The sequence below is a fragment of the Vibrio hannami genome (genome assembly GCF_029589055.1).
Classification (GTDB): domain Bacteria; phylum Pseudomonadota; class Gammaproteobacteria; order Enterobacterales; family Vibrionaceae; genus Vibrio; species Vibrio hannami.
The window spans coordinates 1,403,858-1,430,321 of the sequence record NZ_JARQZP010000003.1 but is presented as its reverse complement, the minus strand read 5'-3'; the positions used below and the strand labels follow the sequence as shown (position 1 = coordinate 1,430,321).

Genomic DNA, 26,464 nt, shown 5'->3' with positions numbered 1-26,464 from the left:
AATATATAGAAAAGCACTCTTGTATATCAGGGTTACACATTGAATTGTGCGATCTGAGATTCGAGGGAGGCAACAATATTACTTAGGTTGCTGCTGGTGGATAGGGTATTGTCTGCATGGGTATTTGTGGTCGATGCTTTTTGAGAGATATTACTGATCTTTGCGTTTACATCGTTCACAATTTCTACTTCTTGCTCTACCGACTCGGCTATTTCTATACTCATTTGCGTAATCTGGCCTATAGAGTCGGTAATAGAGGCGAGCACTGCGCGTACTTCAGATATTTGTTCAATGCTTTGGGTACTTCTCGACTGACTACCAGCCATAACCTCTACTGCTTCTTCTACCGTTGAGTGTAGTCTTTGTAACATATTCTGTATGGTTTGGGTCGAATCATGGGTTCTCAATGCCAGGCTTCTCACTTCATCTGCGACGACGGCGAACCCTCGCCCTTGCTCACCAGCACGAGCAGCTTCGATCGCGGCATTGAGTGCGAGTAAGTTCGTTTGCTCAGCTATCTCCTCAATCACGTTTAATACGCTATCGATCTCTTTGCTTTGTCCTTCAAGTTTTTCGACGGTTCCGGATACGGTATTGATGTCTTCAACCAGAGTCTCAATATTTTGAATGGTTCTATTGATGGTTTGGTTACCAGCATCTGTCGTCGCAGTTGCGTTATTAGCTGAATCTTTTGCCTTGTCCGAACTCTCGGAGACTCGATCTACCACGGCTGACAGCTCAACCATATCTAATTCAATGTTGGTCGATTCTGAATTGATGTCAATTACTTCTCTGGTAGTGAGTTCTGCCAAGTTCTGGCTCTCGCTAGAGGCGGAAGAAAGTGATTCTGTTTCTTGTCCAACTTTGATTAAAATCTGTTGTATCTTACTTACAAATATATTGAAGCTACTGGCAAATTTGGACAGTTCATCTTTTCTGCTCTCGTCCAATCTTGCGGTTAAATCACCTTCTCCATTGGCAATATCATCCATAAGTAGATTCAGAGAGTGAATCGGCTTCAATATAGACCGAATGATGAATGAAACGAGTAGAATCAGTACAACCGCAAAGAGTATAACAATAGAGATTAATTGAGTTTCCAGATTGTGAATAGACCCGAGAGACTTTTGGTCAAGCTCCTCTGAAATATTATCTAGCAGCTCTTCTGTATCATGAGCCGATGAGCGCATGACTCCCTCAATCCTTCTGAAGGAGTAAAGCCGAACTCTTTATATTTTGCTCCAACTTTCGCAAAGCTATTCTGGTACTGGTTGAGCAATCCAATGATAAGCTGCTGCTTGTCTGCTGGCAGTGCTATGGACTCTATGGCGCTAATCAGAATATCTGTATTTGATGCATGTTTGCTCAGGTACTTTGGATCGTAACGTTGAAAGAAGTCTTTCTCGTTTCTTCTTAGTGTAAGCATGTGTTTTATCAGTGTGTCATCTGCAACGTCTGTAAGCGCGGATTCAGCGTTATGTATGATATCGCGTAGCTCGCCATGCAATCCGCTTTTATGATCCAGCCCTATTACAGTTAGAATCGAAGTAATATCAATGAAAGACTTAGCGTAAGCTTCTACTTCTCCTCTAACTTCTTGCAACTGTCTTCCGTTGATCCCATGACTACTTAATAGTGATGCCAGCTCTTCTAGTTGGCGGTCAATCTTATCGACACTCTCTTCATGGCGTTTTACATATTTGACATCTTTTCGCATTAAGAAGTCTTTTTCGTGTCTTCTCAGTTCAAGTATCCCACTTTTTACTTCGCTTAAAAGTAAACGGTCGTCTTCCAGACTTTCTATCCGGGTTACACCATAGATACCGATAGCACAGATGGTAGACAGTGTTAAAACTATCAAGAAGATTAAAATTAGTAGTTTCGATTTTATAGATTGCATCATACAGACACCTTAGAAAGCTGTAGATAGATCATTGGAATGAGTCACAAGGGGAATAACGGCAACCAATATGAGAATTAGGTAATATGCTTATTTTGTATGAATCTATCAATATGCATGAGTACGGTATATGAAAATCGTTTTGTATATTTGAATTTTGTGCGTTAGAACAGGCAAGTAAAACTAGTGAGACTATTTTGCAATTTGTTAGTTGCGTGATTGTAACTGGAGTGTTTATTAGCTCTACCTAATTAGTATTATTACGATATCTGTTTACGATGAGAATTGGCTTGCAGAGAGTTTCTGTGTTTCGTGAAAAATAATCAGTTTGAGGCTACATTGAACTAAATAGCTTATTCTTAAAGCAATATTCTTTAAAACAATCTTCTTCAAAGAAAAAGTTCAGGGGGTCACAATGGAGTTCGACTGGGTTGAGTGGTTTGGTTATCTTGCCTCGTTAGTTGTACTGGTCTCTTTGACCATGACATCGATAATTAAGCTTAGGGTGATAAACTTTATTGGTTGTATACTTTTCGCGATGTTCGCTTATTTCATCGATTCTTATCCAACCATGTTTATGAACCTTGGCATTGCTGGAATCAATATCTACTTCCTGTGGCAGATCTATTCAACTAAAGAGCAATTTAAGCTGATAGCGGCATCTGTTCATTCTGAGTACTTTGAACATTTTGTTTCTTCCTACAGTAAAGAGATAGAGCGTCAGACAACAACCGATAAACTCAAAGATGCAGATACGGCATTCTATATGCTGCGAAACAACAGCATTGCCGGGGTATTAGTCGGTAACAAAGATAAAGAGGGAACGCTTTCAGTATTGTTGGATTACGTCACACCGGAATACAGGGACATGAAAATAGCTAATTACTACTTTGAGGCGCATCCAGAAGTAATGAAGCAAAAAGGGATCCGGACACTGGTGGCAAAATCTGACGCTCCGGAACATGTTGATTACCTGAAAAAGGTTGGATTTGAACTCACATCTGATGGAGAATTCCGTAAAAGCTTATAACCTAGAACCGATTACGGAAAAAATACAATGAAAACCGATCAAAGCGCGCATATAGCGATACTGGGCATCTCCGATAAACCGGAACGTTTTGCCTATAAGGCTCACCAGAAATTACTTAACTACGGCTTTGCGAATCAAACAGGGATTTCACCCAAGAAGAACCTGAACCTCACTGATATAGAGTTGGTAACGTCGTTAGAAGAGGTTGAAGGTGATATCCATACCCTTACACTCTACGTTGGTCCGGAACGACAGCAATCGATTGTGGACAACATCATCAATTTAGGACCTAAAAGAATCATCTTTAACCCAGGAACTGAAAACCCTCAGTTAATGGATATGGCAAAAGCGGAAGGGATTGAAGTCGTCCAGAAGTGCACGTTGATTATGCTTGATGCAGATGAGTTTTAGAATATTTTATAAATTAAAAATTATTTGCATATATATCTATGCGATAAATAACGTTATCAAAAATTAGTTTTGTTATAAATTTCTCATTGTTATATAAGACCGCATGTTTGATTAGAATCAAATATGCGGTTTTTCTGTTTCATCTACCTTATTTTTGACTAATAGGTCACAAATATAGCTAGTTTTTCCCAGAAAAGACCGATATTCCGTTTTAAAGGTGGATGATAAAGGAAGTGTATTATAACTTATTGAATTATAGTCTTTTTGTGTTATTTTTGTCGACGTAATCTTGAAGAGTAAGCCAAGCATCTATAACAACAATAGAGATAAAAAAATGACCAGAATCAATATTTGCGATAGTTAGGTTATTTCTGTATTCGAATGGTACTTATATTCTGTTTTATTAACTACCAGACAGTGGCCTGCCGATATTCTATTCAAGTCAACCATTCCTAATTAAATACTAATTAATATATCTGCACATTCTAGATGCACACTTAAAGTATTTAATTAAGGAATACGCTATGAGTAATGAACAACAAGGTAAAATGGGAGTCACCAGTATAGCACTATTTACATTATGTGCTGTGTTGGTGGTAGATACATTAACCGCATCAGCCAGTATAGGGGTGAGCTCTATTGGTTGGTGGGTCGTTATGTTGGTATTTTTTGTAATTCCATACGGTCTTATCACATCTGAACTAAGTACCACTTACCCGGGTGACGGTGGTATTTACGACTGGGTAAAAGAGGCTTTCAACTTTAAATGGGCAGTGCGAACTACCTGGTTCTACTGGATTAACGTTGGGCTTTGGATGCCTGCGGTATACATCATGTTTGCAGGTATGTTTGCCGAACTGTTTATGCCAGATCTTTCTCTATGGGGACAGATCGCCATTTGTGTTGCGCTTACCTGGTTTACCGTCTGGATCTGTAATGTTTCAGCAGATATCGGTGTATGGGTAACCAATGTCGGCGCGATTCTAAAGATCATCGTTATTGGTACGCTTGGTGTTGGTGGCTTTATTTACGCGATGAAGAACGGTGTTGCGAATGAGTTCTCACTCCCTGCAATGGTGCCTTCTCTGGACTCAGCGGTAGCCTTCCTTCCAGCGATCGTGTTCAACCTAATGGGTTTCGAACTGGTTGCAACCATGACCAAAGAGATGAAAGACGTCCGCGATATGCCTAAGGCGGTGTTCCTTTCTATCGGTGTGACTGCATTCCTGTATATCTTCGGTACCGTTGGCATTTTGATGGCACTTCCAGTAGAAAGCATCGGTCTGGTTGCGGGTCTTATCGATACATTTAAAACACTATTTGGTGACGGACCATTTGGTACTGCGATGGTATACCTATTTGGTGTGTTCGCTCTGCTAACGCTTATCGGTAACATGGTGAGCTGGACAATGGGTGCAAGCCGCGCAGCAGCAGAAGCAGCGCAAGAAGGCGAACTACCTGCTCCAGTTGCGAAGATGTCTGAAAGAGGTTCTCCAGTTGGTGCAAACAACATCACAGGTATTGTATCAACGGTTGTGATTGTCTCTTATGCACTGTTTGCGCAAGGTAACGACGATTTGTTCTGGTCTATCTTCGCGTTCTCTAGCTGTATTTTCTTATTGCCTTACCTATTTATGTTCCCTGCGTACCTGAAGCTACGCCTGGTTGATGGTGACCGCGAGCGCCCATTCAAAGTACCTGGCGGTATCGGCGCTCAGTGGGTGATGTCACTGGTTTGTTTCTTCGTGATTTTCCAGGCAGTTGTGTTGTTTATCTTCCCAGAAGCGCTGGATCTGACAGTAGCAGACTGGAACTACACCGGACCTGTGTTAATTGGTGTCATCGTAACCATTCTGATTGGTGAATGGATCCTGATGGGCGCACTAAAAAGGAAGCAAGCTGAACAGCAGCATCAGCATGAACATCAAGAAGCTTAATCGAATTGGAGAAAATAAAATGAAAAAGCTATTAGAAACCACTCCTAAGCAAGATGGATTCAGAATGCCAGGCGAGCATGAGCCACATAGCGAAGTATGGATGGCGTGGCCTGAAAGAACAGACAACTGGCGTGATGGTGCAAAACCGGCTCAACGTGTATTTGTAGAAGTAGCTAAGCAGATAAGCAAAACAACACCAGTTACTATGCTGGTTAATCCAGGCCAGTACGACAACGCAGTATCTCGTCTACCAGACAACATTCGAGTTCTTGAAACGGTGACAGACGATTCATGGATGCGTGATATCGGTGCTAGTTATGTAGTTAACGACAATGGTGAACGCCGTGGTGTTGACTGGAAATTCAACGCATGGGGTGGCTTTGTAGATGGTTTGTACTCACCATGGAACCGTGACGATCAGGTTGCTCAAAAGATGTGTGAAGTCACTGCAGACTCCCGCTATAGAGCACCAATCGTACTTGAAGGTGGTTCTATTCATGTTGATGGTGAAGGAACCCTGTACACAACGGAAGAGTGTCTTCTGCACGAAAGCCGTAATCCGGATTTGAGCAAAGAAGAACTGACAGAAGTCCTTTGTGATCACCTGAATGTGGAGAAGATCATTTGGCTACCTCGTGGTTTATACAATGATGAAACCAACGGACACGTAGACAACATCATCCATGTTGTTAAGCCGGGTGAAGTGGTTCTGACATGGTGTGACGACGAGAACGATCCACAGTATGAGATCAGCCGTGAAGCGTACGACTATCTGACTAGTCAAAAAGACGCAAAAGGTCGTCAGATCAAGGTTCACAAGCTTCCAATGCCAGGACCACTGTTCATGGCAGAAAACGAAGCGGCTGGTATCGATATCGCAGAAGGTATGGAGCGTGAAGCTGGTGAGCGCTTAGCTGCCTCTTATGCAAACTACCTGGTGACCAACAACCAGATTGTATTGCCACTTCTTGATGAGCGTTATGACATCGAAGTGAAATCGATTCTGGAAAGGTTGTACCCGGGGTACGAAGTAAATGGCGTGGATGCTCGCGAGATCCTTCTTGGCGGCGGCAACATTCACTGCATTACCCAGCAAGTGCCTAAAGTCTGATTTAACAACAACTTACTAATATTCAATTAAACCTACAAATCCATTCGCCTTTGATAACTGTTAAGTGCGGGCGAATGGCTAATGCCTAAATTTTATAAGGAACAAAAACATGAAACTGCCATCTTCCAGCGCAACTGAACTTAAAAAGCCTAACATGGAGCACATGGTTTCTATGAAGGACTTCTCTGTAGAAGAGATGGACAACATGATGGAACTGATGACTTACCTGAAAGAAGCGCGCCGCGACAACGCGATTCCTCAGCTATTCAAAGGTAAGTCTGTCGGTATGATTTTCGAAGCTGGCTCAACTCGTACTCGCGTATCGTTTGAAGTTGCAGCAACGCTACTTGGTGGCCACGCACTGTTCTTATCACCAAAAGATATCCATTTGGGTGGTAAAGAATCCATCGATGACACTTCTCGCGTTCTTTCTCGTATGTGTGACGTGATCATGGCTCGCACTAACAGCCCTGAAACTCTGGATGGCCTGTTGGAAATGTCTACTGTACCAGTAATCAACGGCCTGGATACTCGCTTCCACCCGACTCAGATGCTGGCTGACCTGTACACGATTAAAGAGCACATCACAGATGGTCGTAAGCTGTCTGAACTAACGCTTGCATTTATGGGGGACGCAACTGATGTGTGTCGTTCACTGATGCTGACTTGTGCTAAGTACGGCATGGGCTTTAAGCAAATCGGTCCTAAGAAATACCAGATGGAACCAGAGTGGGTAGAGTTGGCGGAGTCTTTCTGTAAGGAATCTGGCGGTCATATCGAGATTACTGACGACGTAGAAAGAATCAGTGAGTGTGATGTGGTTTACGGCGACAGCTTCTACTGGGTAACTCAGATGGATGAGAAAGAAGAGCGTCTTGCTGCCTTTATGCCTGACTACGTGATCACTGAAGAGCTGATGGCGAAGGCTAAGCCTGGCGCAATGCTGCTTCACTGCCTGCCTGCAAATGACAAAGAAGAAGTGACTCGTGGCGCGCTTGAAAGTGAATACTCTGTTGCATTCGATGAAGCAGAAAACCGCCTGACAGCGCAGATGGCTATTCTGGTTTACTTCACTCATAAAGACGCGGTCATCCCTTCTGAAGAGACCATCCGCCGTCATGAAGATAAAATCCAGACTTTCCTAAGTACTCTATAAGTCAACATTCAAACTATTTGCGTCAATCCCTGGCGCAAATAACTTCTTAATTTAATACACGGTCTGATGTACAGGCCTTAAGCCAAACCAGTTTTCCTGTGAAATATCTGGTTTGGCTAACTTTTGTCGTCTGTAAGGAGAAATATCGACATGAGCGGTATCATTAAAGTATCAAGAAACACCGAAAATGCACCGGTAAGTTCCGTCTCTACACAATCAGTGGCGTTTTCCCACTACAACAATATTTCAGCTCAACTACCTGTGGATCCTAAAACCGGTGAACTTGTTACTGGTGGCGTAGAAGCGCAGGCAGCACAGTGCCTGAATAACATCAAAGCGATTGTCGAGAGTATCGATCACGGTATGTATGATGTGGTTCGAGTGAATGTATATCTTAAAAACATCATGGACTACGATGTAGTCAGTGAAGTGTATGCTTCATTCTTCCAGAACTACCTGCCAACTCGCACTGTATTGTCTGTTGCTGCTCTTCCTATGGAAGGCGCATTGGTGCAGATGGATGCGGTTATCTCTAACGGTGAGGGCACACACCCTCAGGAGCCTTGTGACCTGATTAAACTGATACGCAACACTGAAAACGCACCATTAAGCTCATCGTCAACTCAGACCGTGGCGTTCTCACACTACAACCATATCTCTGCACAATTACCAGTCGATCCGAAAACGGGCAATATCGTTGTTGGTGGAGTAAAAGAGCAGGCGGCTCAATGCCTGAAAAATATCAAAGCGATCATGGAAGGTGTTGATGTCCCATTTGATGACATCGTGAAGGTGAATATTCACGTTCGTAATCTGGATGATGTCGAGGCCATTAACGAGGCTTACACCACCTTCTTCCCGGATTCTTCTATCGCAAGAACCGTAGGTTACATGCCGGCACGTTCAGTAGTGGTTGCTGAAGGTTTGCCGATGGATGCGCTTGTACAGATGGATGCAACCGTATCTCATGGCGACGGCACACCACCGCAGGAAGTGGAAGACAGACACGGTATCGTTATCAGGCCAAATAACACAGATAAAGCGCCGATGGATTCGCTATCGACTCAGACAGTCGCTTTCTCGCACTACAACAATATCTCTGCTCAACTTCCTATTGAGCCGACAAACGGCGAAGTGGTTGCTGTTGGTGCGAAAGAGCAGGCGATGCAGTGTTTGAACAATATCAAAGCAATCGTCGAGAGTGTTGACCATGTGATGGATGATATTGTGAAGGTCAATATCCAGTTGAGAGACATGGCAGATCTGGAAGCAGTTAACGAAGTGTATCCCCGCTACTTTGAAGGCGCTCTTCCGGCAAGAACCGTGATTGGCGTATCTGATATTCCGATGAATGCGCTGGTTCAGATGGATGCTATCGTTTCAAATGGTGAAGGCACTCCTCCACAAGCCTAAAACCATTTGTAGTTTCTGATGAAAACCAAAGAGGCAGCGACTTCGCTGCCTCTTTTCAAAAGTGATTTTTTAATAACCGATTAAATATCTCGTTTTTTTACTATCACGAAACAGTTTTTTCGTCGTTAATGCTATTAACACTGATAGCCCTACAACAACGATAACACTGGTGCAATATAGAAGCATATTGTTTTCTCCTATCTTAGGATATATATCTAATATGTTATATATCTTCTCTAGAACAAGTGTTACCCATGGATGAATGAAAAAAATCGCAAAGCTAGTATTGGATATTGTATCTAATAGTTTAGATTCGAATTGATTTTTTTCGAAGAACATATACAAAGCAAATATTAGAAAGAACTTTTGGATATACATCAGGTCCACGCCTGCGTAGACAAAAATTTGCTTATGATAATTACCACTATGCCCAGAGAGGTACTCGATTGTGGATGTTAAGAGAACCATAAAAAATAAAAGACCAACTTTGTTATTTAGGTAGTTTTTCACTTCTGAGGAGTACATAGAAACCAGAGCTCCTATCAAATATACTGGGGTGAAGTATAGTAGGTCTTGCAATGGATTGAGACAATTAATAGCTCTGTGGCTAAAAAGGGATATTATTGACAATAATGAAATGATCAACAGCTGGTATCGTAGATCTAATTTGATGAACTTTATATGAAGCGGAGCAGAAGCAAATAGTAACATGGCGAAAGGTATATACCAGTAAGCACCTAAGAATCCACCTGTTATATAATATTTTATAGTGGTTGCTATATCTGAATCTTCTGGGTTAAATATAATCCCTTTACCATACAATAGATTATACTTTTCAATGGTGAGCGTTCTAATAGGTGCAAAATAGTCTCTAGATAATAAAAATGACATGAATATTGCCATGCTCCCTAGTATCAGATAGGGAATGCCGACATTTTTTACTTTACCAGATATGAACTTTTTGTATTCATATCTTTTATAAAATACATAGTGAAACATAAACCCAGAGATAAAGACAAAAAGTGCAGTACCTCCAGTGATGATATTTTTAATTACGGCTGAGGAATAGCCTGTACTAGTGAAGCCTGTAATATATAAATGACCAGCAACGATCATGATTATGGCCAATCCTCTAAAATTGCCTATTGATTTTAAAAACATGTAAAATTTTCCATAAGTAACGCAAACGTTTAATCCTGTTAATTAAACGCACACATCATATGCATCATAAATCCTTATGAAGTAAGGGGTTAATCAGAGTTTTGTAAAGATACAATCAAGTGCGCATGACTTTGGTTTAAGACTAGCTATCTGTTATAAAAGAACTTTGATCTAATTTGGCGGCCGCTATGCATATCTGTTTCTCTATTACTGCTCATGGGTTTGGTCATGGTGCTATTTCTTGCTCTGTGATTAACCAGTTTATTAACAAGATTCCTGACTGCCGGATAACGGTGTTAAGTAAACTGCCATCCAGTTATCTCCAAGACCGTATTGTCCGCGAGTTTACCCATATCTCTGAAGGGCATGACTTTGGTATGATGATGCATTCTCCTATCGAAGTGGACGTGTCAGCAAGTCACGATAAATATATGCATCTGTTAGAGGACTGGGATAGTTGTGTTGAGCGGGAAAAGCAGTGCCTTGCTGAAATCAAACCGGATCTTCTAATCAGTAATATTTCGCCTATCTCACTGACAGCGGCTATGCAGCTTGGGATAAAAACTGCCTCGGTTGCCCCATTTAACTGGGCGCAGATTTATCAGGCTTACAGCCTGGATGAACAAAACCCTTCCACCCAAAAGCTGCATCAAAAGATGTGCGATGTATATCAAAGAGTGGACTTCGTCTTTAAACCGTTGCCAAGTGTGCCTGATAACAACAATGACGAAATAAATATTGCCAGTATCGCCAGTCATCCTGTGAAACCAGCTGCTGAACTAATAAGCGCGAATCAACTGGATGACAAAAAGCAAATTTTGTTTGCTTTGGGTGGGATTCCTATGCCGATTGAGTTGCCTCAGCTACCTGAGCTAGAGGGCTGGCATTGGCTGGTGGATCAAAAGACGCCAGAAAACCGTACCGATATGCGACATATCGCTGACTTATCGCTCTCTTTTTTACAGCTATTAGCCAGCAGTGATGTGATTATCACAAAACCAGGTTATGGCAGTTATTGTGAAATTGCGGCTTTGGCAAAGCATAAGCAGGTGAGGGTGCTGAGCTTAGTTCGGCCCGACTGGCCGGAAACGCCTTATTTAAATGCGTTTTTAAGAGCACGAGTGCCGTTTATGGAGATAGAGTTAGCAGATTTAGAAGGGGATAAGTTAACAGAACTTATCGATGAGTTACTTCAGTTACCATATCCCGAAGCCATGTCATGTGATGATGGTTCTGAGCAGTTAATGGCTTATCTGCAAAAAGAACTAAGTATATTGACTGAATCGTAATCAGTCCCAAATATAAAAAATCCGACTTTGGCTCTCCAAAATCGGATTTTATTAAGCTTGCGATACGCTATTTTTTATTTTACTTCGTCAGCTGCTGCGAAGATTGCTGGCAGCACCTTGTAGAAGATAGCGATAGCCATGCGTGGTGTTTCAGTTTGAGGGTAACCACCGTTCATTGCTACAACAGTGCCAGTTTTGTGGTCCATTGCTACAACCTGACCGAGGATACCAACCATAGCCATGATCTGACGGCCATTGATGTTAAGAGAGCGGAACTGGTCTTTGTACCAACCTTCAGCAAGAGCAGACTCTTTACCTTTCAGCCATGCAGTACGTACTTCGTCGTTACCTTCCAGGATGCTGTTGATGAACTCAGCAGGAACAACTTGCTCACCTTTGTAGTTTTTACCGCCGTTCATTAGCATGCGACCAACGCGTGCAAGGTCTTTAGTTGCGGCATTTAGGCCGCCAGACGCTACAGGGTTACCAGCGAAGTCAGCCTGGTAGTGTGCGTTTTCTCCCATACCAACTTTACCCCAGATTTGCTTCTCTAGAAGGTCAGCCAGTTTTTCACCAGTTGCTGCTTCTACAACTTTACCCAGAACTTCAGTGTTGATGCACTGGTAAGAGTACTTAGAACCCATTGGTGCAGATACTTCTTTAACCATTGGGAAGTAGTCTTTGATGCCATTCGGGTAAGTTTCAGAGAAGTCACCGTTCCAGCCCTGAGAGTCAGTCATACGAGTATCCCAGGATTTGTGCTTCTGGATCTCCTGGATTACTGAAGTACGCATATCAGCAGTTTCCTGAACGGTCGCACCATCCCATGCCGAGCCTTTTAGCTCAGGAAGGTAGTCAGTGACTTGCTTAGACATGTCCAGTTTGCCTTCAGCCGCAGCGATACCAGCCAGCATAGCCGTAAAAGACTTAGTTACAGACATGTCCAGATGAGTTGAGTGCTCATCCATGTTGTTCCAGTAGTGCTCGTGAAGCATCTGGTCGCCTTTAAGTACAACCATAGAGTGGTTCTTAACACGGTCACGCAGGAAGTCGTTCAGAGACATCTCACCGTCGATAGCAGGAACCATGATCTTATTGAAGTCTAGAGACTTGTCGGTTTTGAACTGCTCAGGAGCTAAACCTGAACGCTCAATCTCGTAAGATGGAGTAAATTTATAAGCATTTGGGAAAGAAGACGCAGCGTATTCAGCAGAGTCCCAAAGTTCAACAGGCATACCAGATGCTGCTGCACCCTCAAGGAATGCTGTGTCAGGCTTGCTGAAAGTCGCTGCGTTAGCTACAAAAGCGCTGCTTAGTAATACTGCTAGAGATAGAGTTTTAAGTTTCATGTTTGTTTCCTAATATCTAATCTTTGTATGACGACCGGGCAGTGGAATGTCATGTGCAATTTGTGTTTCTGATAAAGACTTTAACCAAGGACTAGATAAAGGCATAATTGCTGAGCGTGCGCATTATGCATGCTTATCGGTTTTTGAGAGGGTATATGAGTATTAATTTGGATTACTTATCGGCATTTGTAGAGGTGTACGAATCGGGCAGTTTTGCTCAGGCAGCCAGCTCGTCTAAACGTCATGCATCTACATTTAGTCGTAAAATCAGTGCATTAGAAGATGATTTGGGTTTCGAGTTGTTTGTGCGGCATAGCCGATCACTTGAGCCAACCGTGCAGGCTAAGGCATTGTATGACCATGCAAAAGGTTTTCTTACGGAAGCGAATTTATTTGAAGGAAAAGTTGATAGTATTTATCAGGGGCACCCTGGTGAGACCATCATAATGATTGATACTGCTGTCGTTGGGCTGGGAGTAATGGATGCTATTGGCGACCTGATGAAAGAGATGCCAGCTTTAAAGGTTACGCTTAAAACCGGGGACACAGAGTCTGTGCGAGATGCGCTCAGCAAAAATAAAGCTGATATGGCGTTTGCATTAAGCACTTTTTCCATGCCAGCAGACATCAATAGTTTCCGTTTTATGGACTTTGAATTTGTGCGGGTTGCAACAGAGAATTATTTGAAACAGCATAACTACCAGCCAGGGAAACCTATTACTCCAAGTACAGTGCGTGGTATGACTCAGGTTATTATGTCTCCTCTAAGAAGGTTAGGCGTAGAGAGTCAGGTCTATAGCCACCGCATTGTTAATGCAGACAGCTTTCATATAGCGTTGGCGCTGGCAAAACAAGGAGCGGGTTGGTGTAACGTACCTAAAAGATTGCTAACTGATGAAGTCGAATCTGGATCTCTGACATTTTTTGAAGTTGAAGATGACTTTCGCCTTAACTGGTCAGTCGAGCTGATGTGGCCGACCGAAAAAGTGTACGACCCCATCAGAGAGCGGATTATAGATAAACTTCAGTGAGCAAATTTTTAGTTTATCCTGGTTAGATTATTTCCGGCTTATGTATGCCGTACCCCTGACCATAGTCAACGCCAATATCTCGCAAGATAGAGATGATTTCATCATTCTCAACGAACTCAGCAACGGTTCTGATTCCTACGCTGTGTGCTATTTCATTAATGGATTTTACGATTGTTTGGTCCATTTTTTCGGTTGCAATGGATTTAATCAGGCTGCCATCGATTTTGAGGTAGTCGACAGGTAACGTCTTTAAGTAACCATAAGAAGAAGATCCACTTCCAAAGTCGTCTAATGAGAACTTACAGCCATACTTTTTCAACTCCTGAATAAAACGCTGGGCTGGCTGGATATGGGAAATCACTGCGGTTTCAGTTATCTCAAAGCAGACTTTACGCATATCAAGCGATGCGGATTCTACTACCTGGATAACATTTTGAGTGAACTCTTCAGAGCTTAGGCTTATGCCCGAAATATTAATTGACACTACGGGCTGCTCACCTTTAAAGAGATCGTCATAATGAGTGATGACTGTACGTATCACCCATAAATCTACTAAGGTAATTACCCCGTACTTTTCTGCTGCAGGGATAAACATTCCTGGTGGTATCGGATTGCCTTCTTTGTCGTTATATCGCAATAAAATCTCGTAGTGACCAGCACCACCAGTATCTGACAAAGGCTTAATTAACTGCTTAGCGAAAAAGAACTGATTATCCTCCAGTGCGTGATTAATGTTTGCGATGTATCCGAGTTGCATTTGCTCTTCAAGCAACGAGGAGTCATCGTCTGAGGAGAAAAACAGGCGTCCACGTCCTTGTTCTTTCGCTTTGTAACAAGCGATATCGGCGTGGCTGAGCATCTCCTGATACGAAAGAGACGCGTCTACCTTTACCATTCCGATACTAACGCCAACACTATAAAAGCTATTATTCCAGTACAGACGGTATTCACTAACACTGTTGATAATATTGGTGCAAATGTCCTGGGCACGTTCTGGTGATTTACTCTTTAGTATCAAACCAAACTCATCACCACCAATTCTCCCTAATATGTCATTAGCTTCGACCTGGTTTTTTATTACCCGAGCTAACTCAGCAAGCATCCCATCACCGGCCATATGCCCTATAGTATCATTCACCATCTTAAAACGATCGAGGTCTAGGAAACAGATAAAAGAATACTGTCCAGGGAATTCGGTAATAGCACTAATTTCTCGGCATCGTTCATTAAAAGAACGTCTGTTTATCAATCCGGTAAGTGAGTCATGGCTGGCTTCATAAGCGATTTTTTCTGTTAGCCTGTGTTCATCGGTAATTTCTTTGATGATTCCTCGATATCCCATAAATTGATTGTTGTCGGAATAAAGAGGCTTCCCGCTAATTGCTATTATTTTTTGTGCCTTGTCTTGAGTTGTATAACGAGCAACGACATTTTTAAGTGGCTTACGCTCTTTTAGTGACAAGAAATAAGACGTTAACGGAAACTGAATAGAACGCTGTTTTTGTATCACTTCTGCGATGGTTTTTTCTTGCATATATTCATTTTCAATTGCGAGAATCGAGACAGTGTCACCTGAAATGTACTTGACCTTGTCTTCGGTGTCGGTTTCCCAAAATACGTGTGCCCCCTCCAGTGCTAAATCTCGGTAACGGCTTTCATTTTCTTTCAGAATTTTCTGTGTTTGTTTTGATCGGCGCACTAGCTCTAACAGAAGAACAATGATGACCAGAGCAACTAAAAGTGTAATCGAGAATCCAATCACCAGCTTTTGGTTCTGTTCATAGAAGGATTCGTCTTCGAACATTAGGAGTGAGCCTTTAGGTAACGCTTTTTTTGGCAAGCTGTGCTGTTTCATCTCTTGCCAGTTAAAATACCAGGTGCTGATCTCTTTGGTTATTGGCTTAATTTGCTCTACAGGTTTACCTTCCAGAATCTGAAGTAAAAGGTCTGCGGCCTTCAGGGCATGCTGTTGTCCACTTAATTCATGTGCACCTATTGCCCCGTGCTCTAGAGATACAATTCCAATACTGATCAAAGGATTGGGTATTTTGGATGAAAGAAGCGCAACACCTTCTGTCCACTTCATTAGAGAGTTATTGGATTGATCGTTGATTAACTGACCAACGATAAACACAGGTATATCAGAGCTATAGGATTTAAAAACGCCTGATATTTCACTGATGTTTAGAGAAGTGATGATTTCAACATGCTTTGGAATATTTGGCTTCCCGAGTGCATCCTGAACTTTTTTTAGGTTGGCAACGCCTGTCGAGGATTGATCAGAAATGACAATGATGTTGTCGGTATCGAATATACGCTTGATATCTACCATCGTACTTTCGAGGTCGCGATTCTCGAAAACACCTGTGGCGTTTGGTAAATCCAATACCTGCTGGGATACCCGATTTACCCCCATATAGACTAGTGGAACAGAATGAAAAATATCGTCTTCATGTCTGAGCATTAAGTTCATTGCTGGATCATCGGATACAACAACCGCTTTGATATCTAAATCCTGATATTTTTCAAGTAAATGCTTATAAAACAGCTCTTGATTTTCGCCTTTTGGAAAGCGTTTGGCATCCATATACTCAGTAAAGATATTAACATCTGTGTTGCCTGAGAGGCCACGTTCAAAACCTTCAGAGATAAACTGGACCCACTTATGGTTGGTATCATAAGAGTGAATAAACAACACATTTTGATTTGCTTGAATCGTGTTAGAGAAAATAAGCAGGAAAAAAATCATTAAGAACTGTTTAGTCACTGGCATACCTTTGGTTTTAGTAAATCGTATGTACATAAAAAATATAGAATACAATCAGTTGTAGGGTTTAGTTATTTTTATCGAAACATCAGAAACGTTGGGATGCTCCTGTAACGTATACTGATTTCGGCCGTTATGCTTGCTATTGTAGAGTGCCTTATCGGCTATTGAGATGATATCGGTAGGTGTAGAGCTTTGATCGGGAGTCACCACAGCGACACCGATACTAATCGTAATCCGGTCTGCTACAGAAGAACTGGTATGCGGAATATTCGTGTCATAAAGATTGGAACAAATTTTCTCTGCAATGTTGTGTGCACTGTCTGTATCGGTCATAGGGAGTATGATGGCAAACTCTTCTCCGCCATATCTCGCCACTGTGTCATTGGTTCTCATGCATTGTGACTGAAGTAGCTTTGCTACCTGCTTTATGCAGTTATCACCCTCGATATGGCCATAGGTATCGTTATAGTTTTTGAAAAAATCGATATCACACATCATCAGAACCAGAGGGTGTTTGCTCCGTTGGTGCCGTTGTAATTCATCACTCAGGGTCTTATCAAAGTAGCGACGATTATATAGCTGACTCAGTCCATCAACTTCAGAGAGTCGTTGTAACTGTTCATTAGCCTCTTTGAGCTTCTCTGTTCTCTGTTTCACCTTTTCTTCAAGGTGATTGGCGTACTCAGCTTGAAGGCGATTTTGTTTCTGGGTGTTAAAATAGAGAATAATCAGGACAGTCATAAACAGAAAAATGAAGATATTCAGCAGGGTGGTTTTGTTTCGTTCAAGCCAGCCTGGAGGTTTGTTGATTATGATACTTGATTTAGGGAGGAGTTCTTCATTAACCCGATATTTGCTTACATAGGCATAATCGAACATAAACTGAGTCGGGCTGTTTTTTAGTATTTCGATACTATTAGGGCTCTGGCCATTCAGGATTCTTAATGCTATTTCGCCAGCTGTTTTTCCTTGCAGTTTTCCTGTGGTTAACTTTCCACCAACGATACCTTTATCTAAATAAAATCCCCATGAGCCATACAACGGTGCTTTCGTGTGGCGGACAATCATCTCAATGCCTTCCGTATAGGAGATAAAATTGTTCGCACTGTCTCTGTTGAATGTGAGGAGGTATAACAGCTCATCTTCGTGAAAATTCCTGACTATCTGTGGTATGTCGGTGAGTAAAAAATTTCTTAAATATTGGAAGGTTACGTCTGGGTAGTATTTTTCGAACTTTCTAAAGTCTTTATAGATCTGGTTTCCGGTAGGTGTTTGGTCGAGTATAACCGTTATATTTTTCGAATTTGGATGCAGCGTGAGCATCAAATCGATAGTACTTTTATGATCGGTTGTCTCAACAATACCTGTCACTTGCTCGATGTTGGATATGAGTTCGGGTTTATAGTTGTTAAGCCCTGTAAATATAACGGGAGGGTTGCCATGAAAGTTAACTATCCCCTGATTCAGAACGGATAGCGCATTGTTATCAACGGTGATAATCAGCTCATACTGAACGTTGCTGTTTTTAAGGTTGATGTAGTTGGCTATCTTGGCTAAGTACTCTGAACCAGCATTTCTTTTACTGTCCAGATATTCGTAGTAAACCTCGTATTCAGTTTGCAGCGGAGCGAAGATCTCCTGAATGCCAGCGCTTACATTGTCAGACCATTCGAGCCCCTGATGATATGACTGAAGCACCAGAATTTTTTTCTTTCTCTCGGCATAGGCTGGTTGAAGAGCAAGTGAACAGAGTAATGTGGTAAATAAGAGGGCACGGCTAAGTACAGACAAAAAATCTGCAAAAATAAAAGTCTTCGTGCCTTCTGTTTTAACCAATAATTCCATATCTCACATCAATGAGTTAAGTAATCATTATGAGTATACGTTATTTTGATTTTTATAACGTGATACTGCTCTATACCTTAAACTGCTCTAACTTTTTCGACAGATCCTCACTGATTTCATTTAATGATTCGCAAGTATCCAATGTTTGTGATACCTGGATAGAAGTGTGATTCGAAAGTTCATTCACTTGTGTAATTCTCTGATTCAAAAGCTCGGTGACGCCTTTCTGTTCATTTGCTGAACCAGATATCTGTGCATTCATGGCAATCACGGTATGCATTGCCTCAGTAATTGAATCTAAAGCTTCGCGTGCAGAGTTCGCTCCTTCAAGGGTTTCGTTACTCACCACTTGGCTCGATTGCATCACAGTTACGGCTTTTTCCGTCATTGCCATCATTTCATCAATGATATTGCGAATGTCAGAAGTACTGCTTTCTACTTTTGAGGCTAGAGTACGCACTTCGTCAGCAACCACGGCAAATCCGCGCCCGTGTTCGCCTGCTCGAGCTGCTTCGATTGCGGCGTTAAGCGCCAATAGGTTGGTCTGCTCAGATACCGACTGAATGACGTCAACAACTGAGTTCACCGATGTTGATTTTTCGCTCAACGATCCAATGACTGTTACAGCGTTTTCCACTTCATCGACTAGCTTAGAGACAGAAGTTACCGCTTCCCCAACCACAGCCTGACCGGACTCTGTATGTTGATTTACTTCTAATGAAGACTTTTCAGCGGAATCAGCATTGTGAGCCACATCTAAAGAACTAGAGCTTAGTTGCCCTACGGCAGCAGCGATCTGCTCTACTTCTTGCTGCTGGTTTCGCATTGCCTGATCCCCTTCTTGCATAGCCTGAAGGGTGCTTACCGATGCTTCTCTTAACTGAGTTGTAGACTCAGTAATATCCTGGATCAAGTGTTGGATCCTGCTGACAAAATGGTTAAAGGCGATGGAGATCTGAGCCATCTCATCTTTACCGTTTACCTCCAGGCGTTGTGTTAAGTCGCCTTCACCTTCACCTATATTTTTCATCAGTTTAACGGTTTTGTTGATTGGTGTGACGATAACCTTAACGATGACAAAGGTAAGAAGCAGGCCAGAGATTGCCATTAATACCAGAGCCGTAACAATGAACTGTTCCTGCCAGGCTACGTCCTTGAGAGGATTGATGGGCCTGGTCCTGAATTTGCTCACTATTAGCCTGACTCGACTGACTGATATCTACCTGACTTTTCAGCAAAGTATTAAGTTCGGCGACCTCTGCTGCTTTGGACGCAATTTGATCACTAAATGAATTTAGAGTTTTTGAAGACTCTATTATATTCACCAAAGCTTCACGCTTGAGGCTTTCACTGATATCACTGACCTCGTCGCTCACTTCCTCCAGAATCGCCAATGCCTCTTCATCGGCTACGTCTTCCGAAAGCTCTTCAATGGTTTCAATGAGCTCTTCCAGCGTATCGCTAATTTCATCCACTTTTTTGCTTATAAGTTTAGTACGCTGATTAGAGCTTTTAATACCATCAACGATAGCAAGCATATCTGCGTTGATCGAAGCTGCTTTTTGACTGCCGTTGCTTGCACCTTGCGTGGCTAATTTTGCACTATCGGCGTTTTCAATGGCGCCCTGAACCACTTGCTCAAAACTTGCTGACAGTTGGTTAAATGAGAGCATGGCACCAATACTAATACCGATGAGTGCTACGAATAAAAAACAGCCAATAGCGACTAACTTGGTTCTTATAAGCATAAAATATCCCTAACCATATCAAGTATCTGCTTGTTGAAGCTTTGAGTTATTTTGCTGCTTCTGCTTCATAAAGCTGAACGGCTGCGTTCATTTCCTTTAAAAGAGGCAAGTTCAGATTTGCGATTTGAGTAACCTGCTCAGGAGTGATACCAGAACTGTTATGTGAAGAGCCTGCCTCTACCAGAGGTTTAAAGTCTTGCCACAAGCCATTTACCACATCAAGCTGCTTGCGAATGTGCTCAGGTTCTGTCCCTGGAAGTCCCAGAGTTTCGTCACCATCTTTTAGTCCCTTCAAAGTTCGGTCAAACAGTGAATATGTTTCCAGCAGGTTTAGTTTGTTGTCTTCAACCTCATAACCAAGTGCAATCAAGAAGAACTCTTTACTCATCTTCTGAGATAACATTCTTTGCTTGCCTGACAAGTTCAGTGTTGCAGCAAGGCCGGGAGCAGAACTTAAACCTGTTTTCTTCGCATCTTTTTCATAAAGGCCAACCGCTTTATTCATCTGCTTAAGAAGAGGAAGGTTATTTTTGGCGATGGTATCCAGCTGTTCTTTTGAAACGGCTTTAGAAGCAATTACATCTTGTATTACCGGGTAGAAACCAGTCCAAATTTCTGCAACTTTGTCTAGCTGGCGAAGAATTCGCTTACTTTCTGTTGGAGGAAGTCCTAGGGAGGCATCACCGTCTCTCAGACCTTTTAGGGTTTTATCAAACAGGGCAGAAGTAGCGGCAAGATTTTTGATGTTATTTTCCACATCAACGTTTAAAGCAACAAGTGTCACCTCTTTAGACATCTTTTGGGACAACATCCTTTGTTTGCCTGAAAGATTAAGTACAACACCATATTCTGCAGGTGTAGGCCCTGCAAAAGCAGATTGTGATAACCCTAGCACTAACCCTGACAGAGCAGCCAAATAAGAGAAAATTCGCAGTAATTTCATGATAAAGCCTTTTTTGTTTATTCGCATAATATACGTATCGGTAAGTATAGGATTTACTAAATATGTTTTTCAAAAAGACATCAAGATTAGTGGGATATGGATAAGTTGATCACAGATCTCTTAGGAAATTTATATTGCGTTGGTCAACTTCTATGGGGAATTTCATTCTTGTATGTGAGAATGCTAGCAAAAATGGTACTTTGCGTTTATTGCTGTGATGGTGAATTGTGTATCTCCCTGATTCATAGATTATATTTTTCTTAGGGTATTTTTAGGGAAATAAAAATGAGAAAAATAATATTAGGGTTGGCAGTGGTTGTTTCTTTTTCCTCGTTCGCAAATGAAGAGGTGTATAGCTATACACAAGATGTCTATTTAGCTGCGGAAGTGGGAAGGCACACTTTAGAAGTGGAAAATTACAGTCAGGATATTGATGGGGGAAAGTTTTCACTGTTGTTTGGTGGGCGTAATATTCTAAAAAATGGGCTGTTCTTTGGTGGAGAGTTCGAAGGTTCTTTGTATAACAACAAAGGCACAATCTCTGGTGCTTATTTAGATGTGCAATATGGCTACGGTGCAAGTGCTTCAATAGGTAAGCAGTGGAGTATGTCAGATGCAAATACATTCTCAATTTATGGTCTGATTGGCTACTCGGCGATTCATGTAGAAGAAAACCATGATGCAGATGCTACTCTAGATGGTTTTAAATGGGGAGGAGGAGCAGATTTTAGCTTTTCTGACTGGATGGTTGGAGCTAGATATACCTACACTAACCTTGATGATTACTTTGACGAACAGAATATTTCACTCATCGTTGGTCGCAAGTTTAATTTCTAAGATTTATGTGAGTATAAGAGCTAACTATAAAAGTTAGCTCTTTGGCAATAAAGGATTATCTAGTTTAAAGGTCTTCCTTGTATTTAGTTCTAGCCTAACTATGTCGTCGCCATAAAACTGGTTAAATAGCTTAGTGTACTCTCCATTTGCAATAATGATTTCAAGCCCTTTTTCTACTCGAGTAGCTAATGCTCTGTTTACCGGATGCACGTAAAAAACTAGAGGGAAGGGATAATATAGTTTTAACGTAGACTCTATCATCAAGCCACCTAAAGGCCTGGCCATATCGTAGTATATTGATTCAATCTCGTTCGCGCCTAAAGAGACATAATCAAACTCATTGTTTTTAAGCCGCTGAAATACTTCTTCGAATAATCCTTTTTCAACCACGTTATAACCGTTGTAGCGAAACAGATCGGCATCTGCCCAAGTAGAGGGAATACCAGCTCTTAGTGTTTTCAACTCTGTTTCTGTGATGGTTGAAAACACTTCCTGATCTTGTTCTCTGATAATAAGAATACGATTTCCCAGAATTCCGTTTGCAATTGGAACATTTACTGGAATGAATGCTTTACCTTCAAACTTTTTGTTTCCGGCTACGGTAACCAATAGATCTGCCCCTTTGTTGAAGATGTCACCTTCATCCTCGGCATTTGGGTAATCAGTTGGATCATTGATAAGTTGGTACTCAGTATCATCGCTGGTGGCCTCTAATATGGTTTCCAGTAACTTTAACTCATGCTCCTGACGAACCTGAGACTTATTTCCGTTCCAAAACGTGATGGTTTGCTGGTTTTCTATGTTCATTTTTGTTTCTGGTGACTGTTATCACAGTTCATAGATGAACTGTTCGGCATCAATATATCCATACTGTTACATTAAAAATAGCAAAAAGAAAGCGCTTTCTTTTCTCTTTTAGAGATAGATTTAAGAGATAGCTTTTCGGAATTGTTTTATGAACAGATATTAGGGTGTCTTATGTACAAAATAAAAAAATCAGGTCAATTCGCTGTGGTTACCGTGCTTGTTGGACTGAGTGGTGTCAGTTTGCCAATAACATCTTATGCTCAGAACGACTCTGACTCTCCCGAGGCTGATGGCTGGGAGTTAGTCTGGAGTGATGAGTTTACTGGTGAAGTTATCGATCAAGGTAAATGGAATTTTGATCAGAATTGCTGGGGTGGTGGTAACGAAGAAGCCCAGTGTTATACGAACAGAGCAGAGAATGCCTTTGTCGAAGAGGGTGTATTGGTAATCAAAGCCCAAAAAGAAACGTATACAGGCTCGGCGCTTCCAGAAGAACATCCAAACTATGATGTAAGCAATACTCAATCTAAGCCTTATACTTCTGCTCGTTTGCAGACGAAAAACAAAGGGGACTGGAAATACGCCAAAGTGGATGTTCGTGCCAAACTCCCGGCGGGACAGGGAACCTGGCCTGCTATCTGGATGTTACCGACAGACAATGTTTACGAAACATGGGCGGCGTCTGGTGAAATAGATATCGTTGAGTCGGTTAACCTGAAAGTTAAAGGGGAGTCGAAGATACATGGCACACTCCATTATGGTCGCAAATGGCCGGATAACGTTTATTCAGGAACAAGTTATGAGTTGCCTGATGGCGTTAATCCTGCTGATGATTTCCATGTCTACTCAGTAGAGTGGAGTGAAGGCAAGATCCGTTGGCTGATTGATGGTATCCATTACGCTACTCAAAACTCCGACGGCTGGTATACCCAGTACCAGAACTCAAATGGAGAAATGGTGACAGGTAAATCAGATGCTCCTTTTAATGAACGTTTTCATCTGATTCTTAACCTTGCGGTCGGTGGCTCCTGGGCTGCTAGTCAAAACGACAAAGGGATTGATGAGTCAGCGTTTCCAGCAAGATTTGAAGTCGATTATGTACGGGTTTATCAGTGCCCTGAGAGCGTATCTGCAAGTGGTGAATGTTCTGCGAGAGATGATTCAGGGAAAGTGGTAAAAGGTAAAAAAGCCCCTGATTTATCCAGCAAAAAAACGACTGTAATAGATGCTAAAAAGGTGACGATTTTTGATAAGCAAATGGCAGATGGCATTGAACCGGGGACTTATAAGCACTCTGGTAACAGTACTTACTCCATATATCCTTTAGGTGACGAGAGTTATATTGAGGTTGTACGTACCGGGCCGGATGGAAACTTCTATCTGACTTTGCCTAAGAGTACGGATTTATCCTCATTTATGGATAATGGAAGGGTGCTATTTGACTTAAAAGTGATTAGTGCTGCAAGCAATGCACAGTTACTGGTTAAAATTGATAGCGGCTGGCCCGCGACCAGTGATTATAAGCTTTCTCTTCCTGAAAGCGGTGTCTGGAAGGAAGTAAGCTTGCCTGTTAAGGAGGTTATGGCTGGTGGGAACAGTCTTGCACCGGGGAACTTTGCCAACATTCAGTCGGTATCAAACATTCTTGTACTGGAACCAACTAATGAGATGACGTATCAGATCAAAAATATCCGCTGGGAGCACTAAGCTTCACATAAACAAAACACTCACAAAAGTGTGACCCAGGTAGCTTAATTTGACATTGTTTTGGTGGATTAAGCTACAGTTTCCTACCTAACTAACTGTTTTAAAGTGTTTTTAACTTCCAATCTTCCTTCGTATAGCGATCTGTGATCGATGTAGAGTTTCAGTTCACTACTCGTTGCTGATATGGAAAACCAGAAGTAATATTTACACAAAAGAAAGCGCTTTCTTTTGTGGGTTTCCCCCTCACCAGGTTGAAGAGAAATATTTTTTGACAGTAAAAGAAAGCGCTTTCTCGAATTGAGGAATGCTGAAACAAGCAGAACCAATTTGTTAAAGAGCTGAATAAAACATTCAAATTAAGGAAAAGCGTGATGCAAAACAAAACTGTACTGGCTTCGCTTCTGTGCGGCGCAATGTTCGCTTCTTTCGCACAGGCGGAAGAGATCAAGCAAGGTGGCACACTAACAGTTCCAATTATCAACACTGGTTTCGTTGAAAACTTCAACCCTTACACCACTAAAGACCTTCTTCACGGAATCATGTTTGAGCCACTAGTTGTATTTAACAACATGACTGGTAAAGCAGATTTCCGCCTTGCAGAAACCATCGATTATTCTGATGACCTGAAATCAATCACAGTGAAACTTCGTGATGGACTTAAATGGTCTGACGGCACAGCGCTTACTGCAGAAGATGTTGCATTCAGCTTCCTGTTAACGAAAGAAGCAGCAGCATTCGATCAGAAAGGCATCTGGTCGGGTAAGAACCTGCAGGAAATCAAAGTTGTTGATGACAAGACGGTTGTATTTGAGCTGAACGAAGCTGACTCAACGTTTGCATGGAACCTTGAGCGTTACCACATCGTACCTAAGCACATCTGGTCAAAAGTTGAAGACCTGACGACTTTCACTAACCCTAACCCGGTTGGTAGCGGTCCGATGACAACAGTTAAGTATCTGAAGCCACAGCAGATGCAACTTTGCCGTAACGAAAACTACTACCTGGAAAATCGCCCATACCTTGATTGTGTGACGTTCCGTTCTTACAACGATAACTCTCAGATTCAGCCAGCACTTATCAAAGGCGAAATCGATTGGGGTTCAAACTTCATCGCTGATATCGATGCAACATTTGTAGCAGCGGATGCTAAGAGCAACCACTACTGGTACCCGGCGAACGATGCTATCCACCTTTATGTGAACACTAAAGAAGCACCATTCAGCGACCTTCGTGTACGTCAGGCACTTTCAATGGCTCTGGATCGTGAAGCAATCGTGGATATTGCAGCATATGGTTACCCAACAGCTAACTTCAACGCTGGTGGTATCGGTGAGCTATACAAAACAAGCATCAACCAGGATATCTCTGCTAAGTACAGCGGCCTGACTGAATACAACCCAGAAAAAGCAAAAGCACTTCTTGATGAAGCTGGCATTGTTGATAAGAACGGTGATGGATTCCGAGACGGTGCTGACGGCAAAACGGTTGAGTTTGATATCGAAGTTGTAAACGGCTGGACAGACTGGATTCAGGTTGTACAGATGGCGACTGAGTTCTTTGAAGAAGTAGGCATCAAAGCAAACGTGAAAACGGTTGACTGGGCGGTTTACGATAAGAACCTGAAAGAGAGCAACTACAAGATGTCCATCAACTGGTCAATGGTTGCGACTAACCCAATCCTTGCTTACCAGGAGTACTACCACACAGCACGTATCGGTAAGACATGGCACGCGGGTCACGGCGTAAACGATCCTAAGATCGACGCACTTATCGACAGCTTCGGTAAAACAGGTGATGCAGCAGAGCAGCAGAAGATTCTAGATGAGCTACAAGCGTTCACTGCTGAACAACTACCGTTTATCCCACTGTTCTCTAACCCAACATGGTTCCAGTACCGCAACGAGAAAATCGTTGGCTGGCCAAGTGCAGAGAACCCATACGTTCAGCCAGTATGGTACGACGGTGGTAAGCGCGTAATCATCCTGAACAACTTACACCTGAAATAAGCTAGCGCTCAAA

The 26,464-nt window shown here is 42.1% G+C and carries 21 protein-coding genes; 11 read left to right on the top strand and 10 right to left on the bottom strand.

What is annotated here, in order from left to right; genetic code table 11:
• Positions 1-32 precede the first annotated feature (32 nt).
• Positions 33-1,190: a methyl-accepting chemotaxis protein gene (locus P7F88_RS08160; protein WP_277823565.1), complete on the bottom strand. Its 1,158-nt coding sequence runs from the start codon at positions 1,188-1,190 to the stop codon at positions 33-35.
• The gene (locus P7F88_RS08155) at positions 1,154-1,903 is read right to left on the bottom strand and encodes a hypothetical protein (protein ID WP_277823564.1); all 750 of its coding nucleotides are present in this window, start codon (positions 1,901-1,903) and stop codon (positions 1,154-1,156) included. Before P7F88_RS08155 ends, P7F88_RS08160 begins: the two co-directional genes overlap by 37 nt.
• 412 nt (positions 1,904-2,315) lie before the next feature.
• Here P7F88_RS08155 and P7F88_RS08150 point away from each other — a divergent pair, with 412 nt between their 5' ends.
• The 6 genes from P7F88_RS08150 (at position 2,316) to P7F88_RS08125 (ending at position 8,958) form a co-directional block, all read left to right on the top strand.
• Entirely contained in the window at positions 2,316-2,930 is a 615-nt protein-coding gene (locus P7F88_RS08150) for a hypothetical protein (RefSeq protein ID WP_277823562.1), read from the top strand.
• A gap of 27 nt (positions 2,931-2,957) precedes the next feature.
• On the top strand, positions 2,958-3,341 hold the full coding sequence (locus tag P7F88_RS08145) for a CoA-binding protein (RefSeq protein ID WP_277823560.1): 384 nt from the start codon (positions 2,958-2,960) through the stop codon (positions 3,339-3,341).
• A gap of 524 nt (positions 3,342-3,865) precedes the next feature.
• Positions 3,866-5,278, top strand: coding sequence for an APC family permease (locus P7F88_RS08140; RefSeq protein WP_277823558.1), 1,413 nt, complete (start codon positions 3,866-3,868; stop codon positions 5,276-5,278).
• A 19-nt stretch (positions 5,279-5,297) separates the two neighbouring features.
• Complete coding sequence (aguA, locus tag P7F88_RS08135; protein ID WP_277823556.1) at positions 5,298-6,389, top strand: agmatine deiminase; 1,092 nt, start codon at positions 5,298-5,300, stop codon at positions 6,387-6,389.
• Positions 6,390-6,498: 109 nt separating this feature from the next.
• A complete protein-coding gene (argF, locus tag P7F88_RS08130) occupies positions 6,499-7,545 on the top strand; it encodes an ornithine carbamoyltransferase (protein ID WP_277823554.1) in 1,047 nt (348 codons plus the stop codon).
• Positions 7,546-7,695: 150 nt separating this feature from the next.
• Positions 7,696-8,958: a RidA family protein gene (locus P7F88_RS08125; protein WP_277823552.1), complete on the top strand. Its 1,263-nt coding sequence runs from the start codon at positions 7,696-7,698 to the stop codon at positions 8,956-8,958.
• A 69-nt stretch (positions 8,959-9,027) separates the two neighbouring features.
• On the opposite strand, the gene P7F88_RS08120 is transcribed toward P7F88_RS08125, so the two are convergent.
• Complete coding sequence (locus P7F88_RS08120) at positions 9,028-10,119, bottom strand: acyltransferase family protein (protein ID WP_277823550.1); 1,092 nt, start codon at positions 10,117-10,119, stop codon at positions 9,028-9,030.
• 188 nt (positions 10,120-10,307) lie between these two features.
• On the opposite strand from P7F88_RS08120, the gene P7F88_RS08115 reads away from it, so the two are divergent.
• Positions 10,308-11,408 carry a hypothetical protein gene (locus P7F88_RS08115; protein WP_277823548.1) on the top strand — a complete coding sequence of 367 codons (1,101 nt, stop codon included), beginning with the start codon at positions 10,308-10,310 and terminating at the stop codon, positions 11,406-11,408.
• 74 nt (positions 11,409-11,482) lie between these two features.
• Here P7F88_RS08115 and P7F88_RS08110 read toward each other — a convergent pair whose 3' ends face one another.
• On the bottom strand, positions 11,483-12,757 hold the full coding sequence (locus tag P7F88_RS08110) for a serine hydrolase domain-containing protein (protein ID WP_277823546.1): 1,275 nt from the start codon (positions 12,755-12,757) through the stop codon (positions 11,483-11,485).
• A gap of 155 nt (positions 12,758-12,912) precedes the next feature.
• Here P7F88_RS08110 and P7F88_RS08105 point away from each other — a divergent pair, with 155 nt between their 5' ends.
• On the top strand, positions 12,913-13,788 hold the full coding sequence (locus tag P7F88_RS08105; RefSeq protein WP_277823544.1) for a LysR family transcriptional regulator: 876 nt from the start codon (positions 12,913-12,915) through the stop codon (positions 13,786-13,788).
• 22 nt (positions 13,789-13,810) lie between these two features.
• Here P7F88_RS08105 and P7F88_RS08100 read toward each other — a convergent pair whose 3' ends face one another.
• From P7F88_RS08100 to P7F88_RS08080, 5 genes are all read right to left on the bottom strand, one after another.
• Positions 13,811-16,555, bottom strand: a complete 2,745-nt coding sequence (locus P7F88_RS08100) for an EAL domain-containing protein (protein ID WP_277823542.1) — start codon at positions 16,553-16,555, stop codon at positions 13,811-13,813.
• 54 nt (positions 16,556-16,609) lie between these two features.
• Positions 16,610-18,403 carry an ABC transporter substrate binding protein gene (locus P7F88_RS08095; protein ID WP_277823540.1) on the bottom strand — a complete coding sequence of 598 codons (1,794 nt, stop codon included), beginning with the start codon at positions 18,401-18,403 and terminating at the stop codon, positions 16,610-16,612.
• A gap of 70 nt (positions 18,404-18,473) precedes the next feature.
• Positions 18,474-19,511: a methyl-accepting chemotaxis protein gene (locus P7F88_RS08090; RefSeq protein ID WP_277823538.1), complete on the bottom strand. Its 1,038-nt coding sequence runs from the start codon at positions 19,509-19,511 to the stop codon at positions 18,474-18,476.
• Positions 19,471-20,151, bottom strand: coding sequence for a hypothetical protein (locus P7F88_RS08085; RefSeq protein WP_277823536.1), 681 nt, complete (start codon positions 20,149-20,151; stop codon positions 19,471-19,473). Before P7F88_RS08085 ends, P7F88_RS08090 begins: the two co-directional genes overlap by 41 nt.
• Positions 20,152-20,197: 46 nt before the next feature.
• Complete coding sequence (locus tag P7F88_RS08080) at positions 20,198-21,094, bottom strand: type IV pili methyl-accepting chemotaxis transducer N-terminal domain-containing protein (RefSeq protein ID WP_277823534.1); 897 nt, start codon at positions 21,092-21,094, stop codon at positions 20,198-20,200.
• A 285-nt stretch (positions 21,095-21,379) separates the two neighbouring features.
• Here P7F88_RS08080 and P7F88_RS08075 point away from each other — a divergent pair, with 285 nt between their 5' ends.
• Positions 21,380-21,931, top strand: coding sequence for a porin family protein (locus P7F88_RS08075; RefSeq protein WP_277823532.1), 552 nt, complete (start codon positions 21,380-21,382; stop codon positions 21,929-21,931).
• 33 nt (positions 21,932-21,964) lie between these two features.
• On the opposite strand, the gene P7F88_RS08070 is transcribed toward P7F88_RS08075, so the two are convergent.
• On the bottom strand, positions 21,965-22,738 hold the full coding sequence (locus P7F88_RS08070; protein WP_277823530.1) for a type 2 periplasmic-binding domain-containing protein: 774 nt from the start codon (positions 22,736-22,738) through the stop codon (positions 21,965-21,967).
• Between the two features lie 171 nt (positions 22,739-22,909).
• Here P7F88_RS08070 and P7F88_RS08065 point away from each other — a divergent pair, with 171 nt between their 5' ends.
• Positions 22,910-24,445 carry a glycoside hydrolase family 16 protein gene (locus P7F88_RS08065; protein ID WP_277823528.1) on the top strand — a complete coding sequence of 512 codons (1,536 nt, stop codon included), beginning with the start codon at positions 22,910-22,912 and terminating at the stop codon, positions 24,443-24,445.
• 371 nt (positions 24,446-24,816) lie between these two features.
• A complete protein-coding gene (locus P7F88_RS08060; RefSeq protein WP_277823526.1) occupies positions 24,817-26,451 on the top strand; it encodes an ABC transporter substrate-binding protein in 1,635 nt (544 codons plus the stop codon).
• Positions 26,452-26,464: the final 13 nt, after the last annotated feature.

What these genes read in the sequence shown, in the direction of transcription:
- P7F88_RS08065 (WP_277823528.1), top strand. Translation starts at nt 22,910, where the DNA reads ATGTACAAAATAAAAAAATCAGGTCAATTCGCTGTGGTTACCGTGCTT.
- P7F88_RS08105 (WP_277823544.1), top strand. Translation starts at nt 12,913, where the DNA reads ATGAGTATTAATTTGGATTACTTATCGGCATTTGTAGAGGTGTACGAA.
- P7F88_RS08150 (WP_277823562.1), top strand. Translation starts at nt 2,316, where the DNA reads ATGGAGTTCGACTGGGTTGAGTGGTTTGGTTATCTTGCCTCGTTAGTT.
- P7F88_RS08095 (WP_277823540.1), bottom strand. Translation starts at nt 18,403, where the DNA reads ATGGAATTATTGGTTAAAACAGAAGGCACGAAGACTTTTATTTTTGCA.
- P7F88_RS08090 (WP_277823538.1), bottom strand. Translation starts at nt 19,511, where the DNA reads ATGGCAATCTCTGGCCTGCTTCTTACCTTTGTCATCGTTAAGGTTATC.
- P7F88_RS08115 (WP_277823548.1), top strand. Translation starts at nt 10,308, where the DNA reads ATGCATATCTGTTTCTCTATTACTGCTCATGGGTTTGGTCATGGTGCT.
- P7F88_RS08060 (WP_277823526.1), top strand. Translation starts at nt 24,817, where the DNA reads ATGCAAAACAAAACTGTACTGGCTTCGCTTCTGTGCGGCGCAATGTTC.
- P7F88_RS08160 (WP_277823565.1), bottom strand. Translation starts at nt 1,190, where the DNA reads ATGCGCTCATCGGCTCATGATACAGAAGAGCTGCTAGATAATATTTCA.
- P7F88_RS08140 (WP_277823558.1), top strand. Translation starts at nt 3,866, where the DNA reads ATGAGTAATGAACAACAAGGTAAAATGGGAGTCACCAGTATAGCACTA.
- P7F88_RS08080 (WP_277823534.1), bottom strand. Translation starts at nt 21,094, where the DNA reads ATGAAATTACTGCGAATTTTCTCTTATTTGGCTGCTCTGTCAGGGTTA.
- P7F88_RS08070 (WP_277823530.1), bottom strand. Translation starts at nt 22,738, where the DNA reads ATGAACATAGAAAACCAGCAAACCATCACGTTTTGGAACGGAAATAAG.
- P7F88_RS08075 (WP_277823532.1), top strand. Translation starts at nt 21,380, where the DNA reads ATGAGAAAAATAATATTAGGGTTGGCAGTGGTTGTTTCTTTTTCCTCG.
- P7F88_RS08145 (WP_277823560.1), top strand. Translation starts at nt 2,958, where the DNA reads ATGAAAACCGATCAAAGCGCGCATATAGCGATACTGGGCATCTCCGAT.
- P7F88_RS08085 (WP_277823536.1), bottom strand. Translation starts at nt 20,151, where the DNA reads ATGCTTATAAGAACCAAGTTAGTCGCTATTGGCTGTTTTTTATTCGTA.
- argF (WP_277823554.1), top strand. Translation starts at nt 6,499, where the DNA reads ATGAAACTGCCATCTTCCAGCGCAACTGAACTTAAAAAGCCTAACATG.
- P7F88_RS08110 (WP_277823546.1), bottom strand. Translation starts at nt 12,757, where the DNA reads ATGAAACTTAAAACTCTATCTCTAGCAGTATTACTAAGCAGCGCTTTT.
- aguA (WP_277823556.1), top strand. Translation starts at nt 5,298, where the DNA reads ATGAAAAAGCTATTAGAAACCACTCCTAAGCAAGATGGATTCAGAATG.
- P7F88_RS08120 (WP_277823550.1), bottom strand. Translation starts at nt 10,119, where the DNA reads ATGTTTTTAAAATCAATAGGCAATTTTAGAGGATTGGCCATAATCATG.
- P7F88_RS08125 (WP_277823552.1), top strand. Translation starts at nt 7,696, where the DNA reads ATGAGCGGTATCATTAAAGTATCAAGAAACACCGAAAATGCACCGGTA.
- P7F88_RS08155 (WP_277823564.1), bottom strand. Translation starts at nt 1,903, where the DNA reads ATGATGCAATCTATAAAATCGAAACTACTAATTTTAATCTTCTTGATA.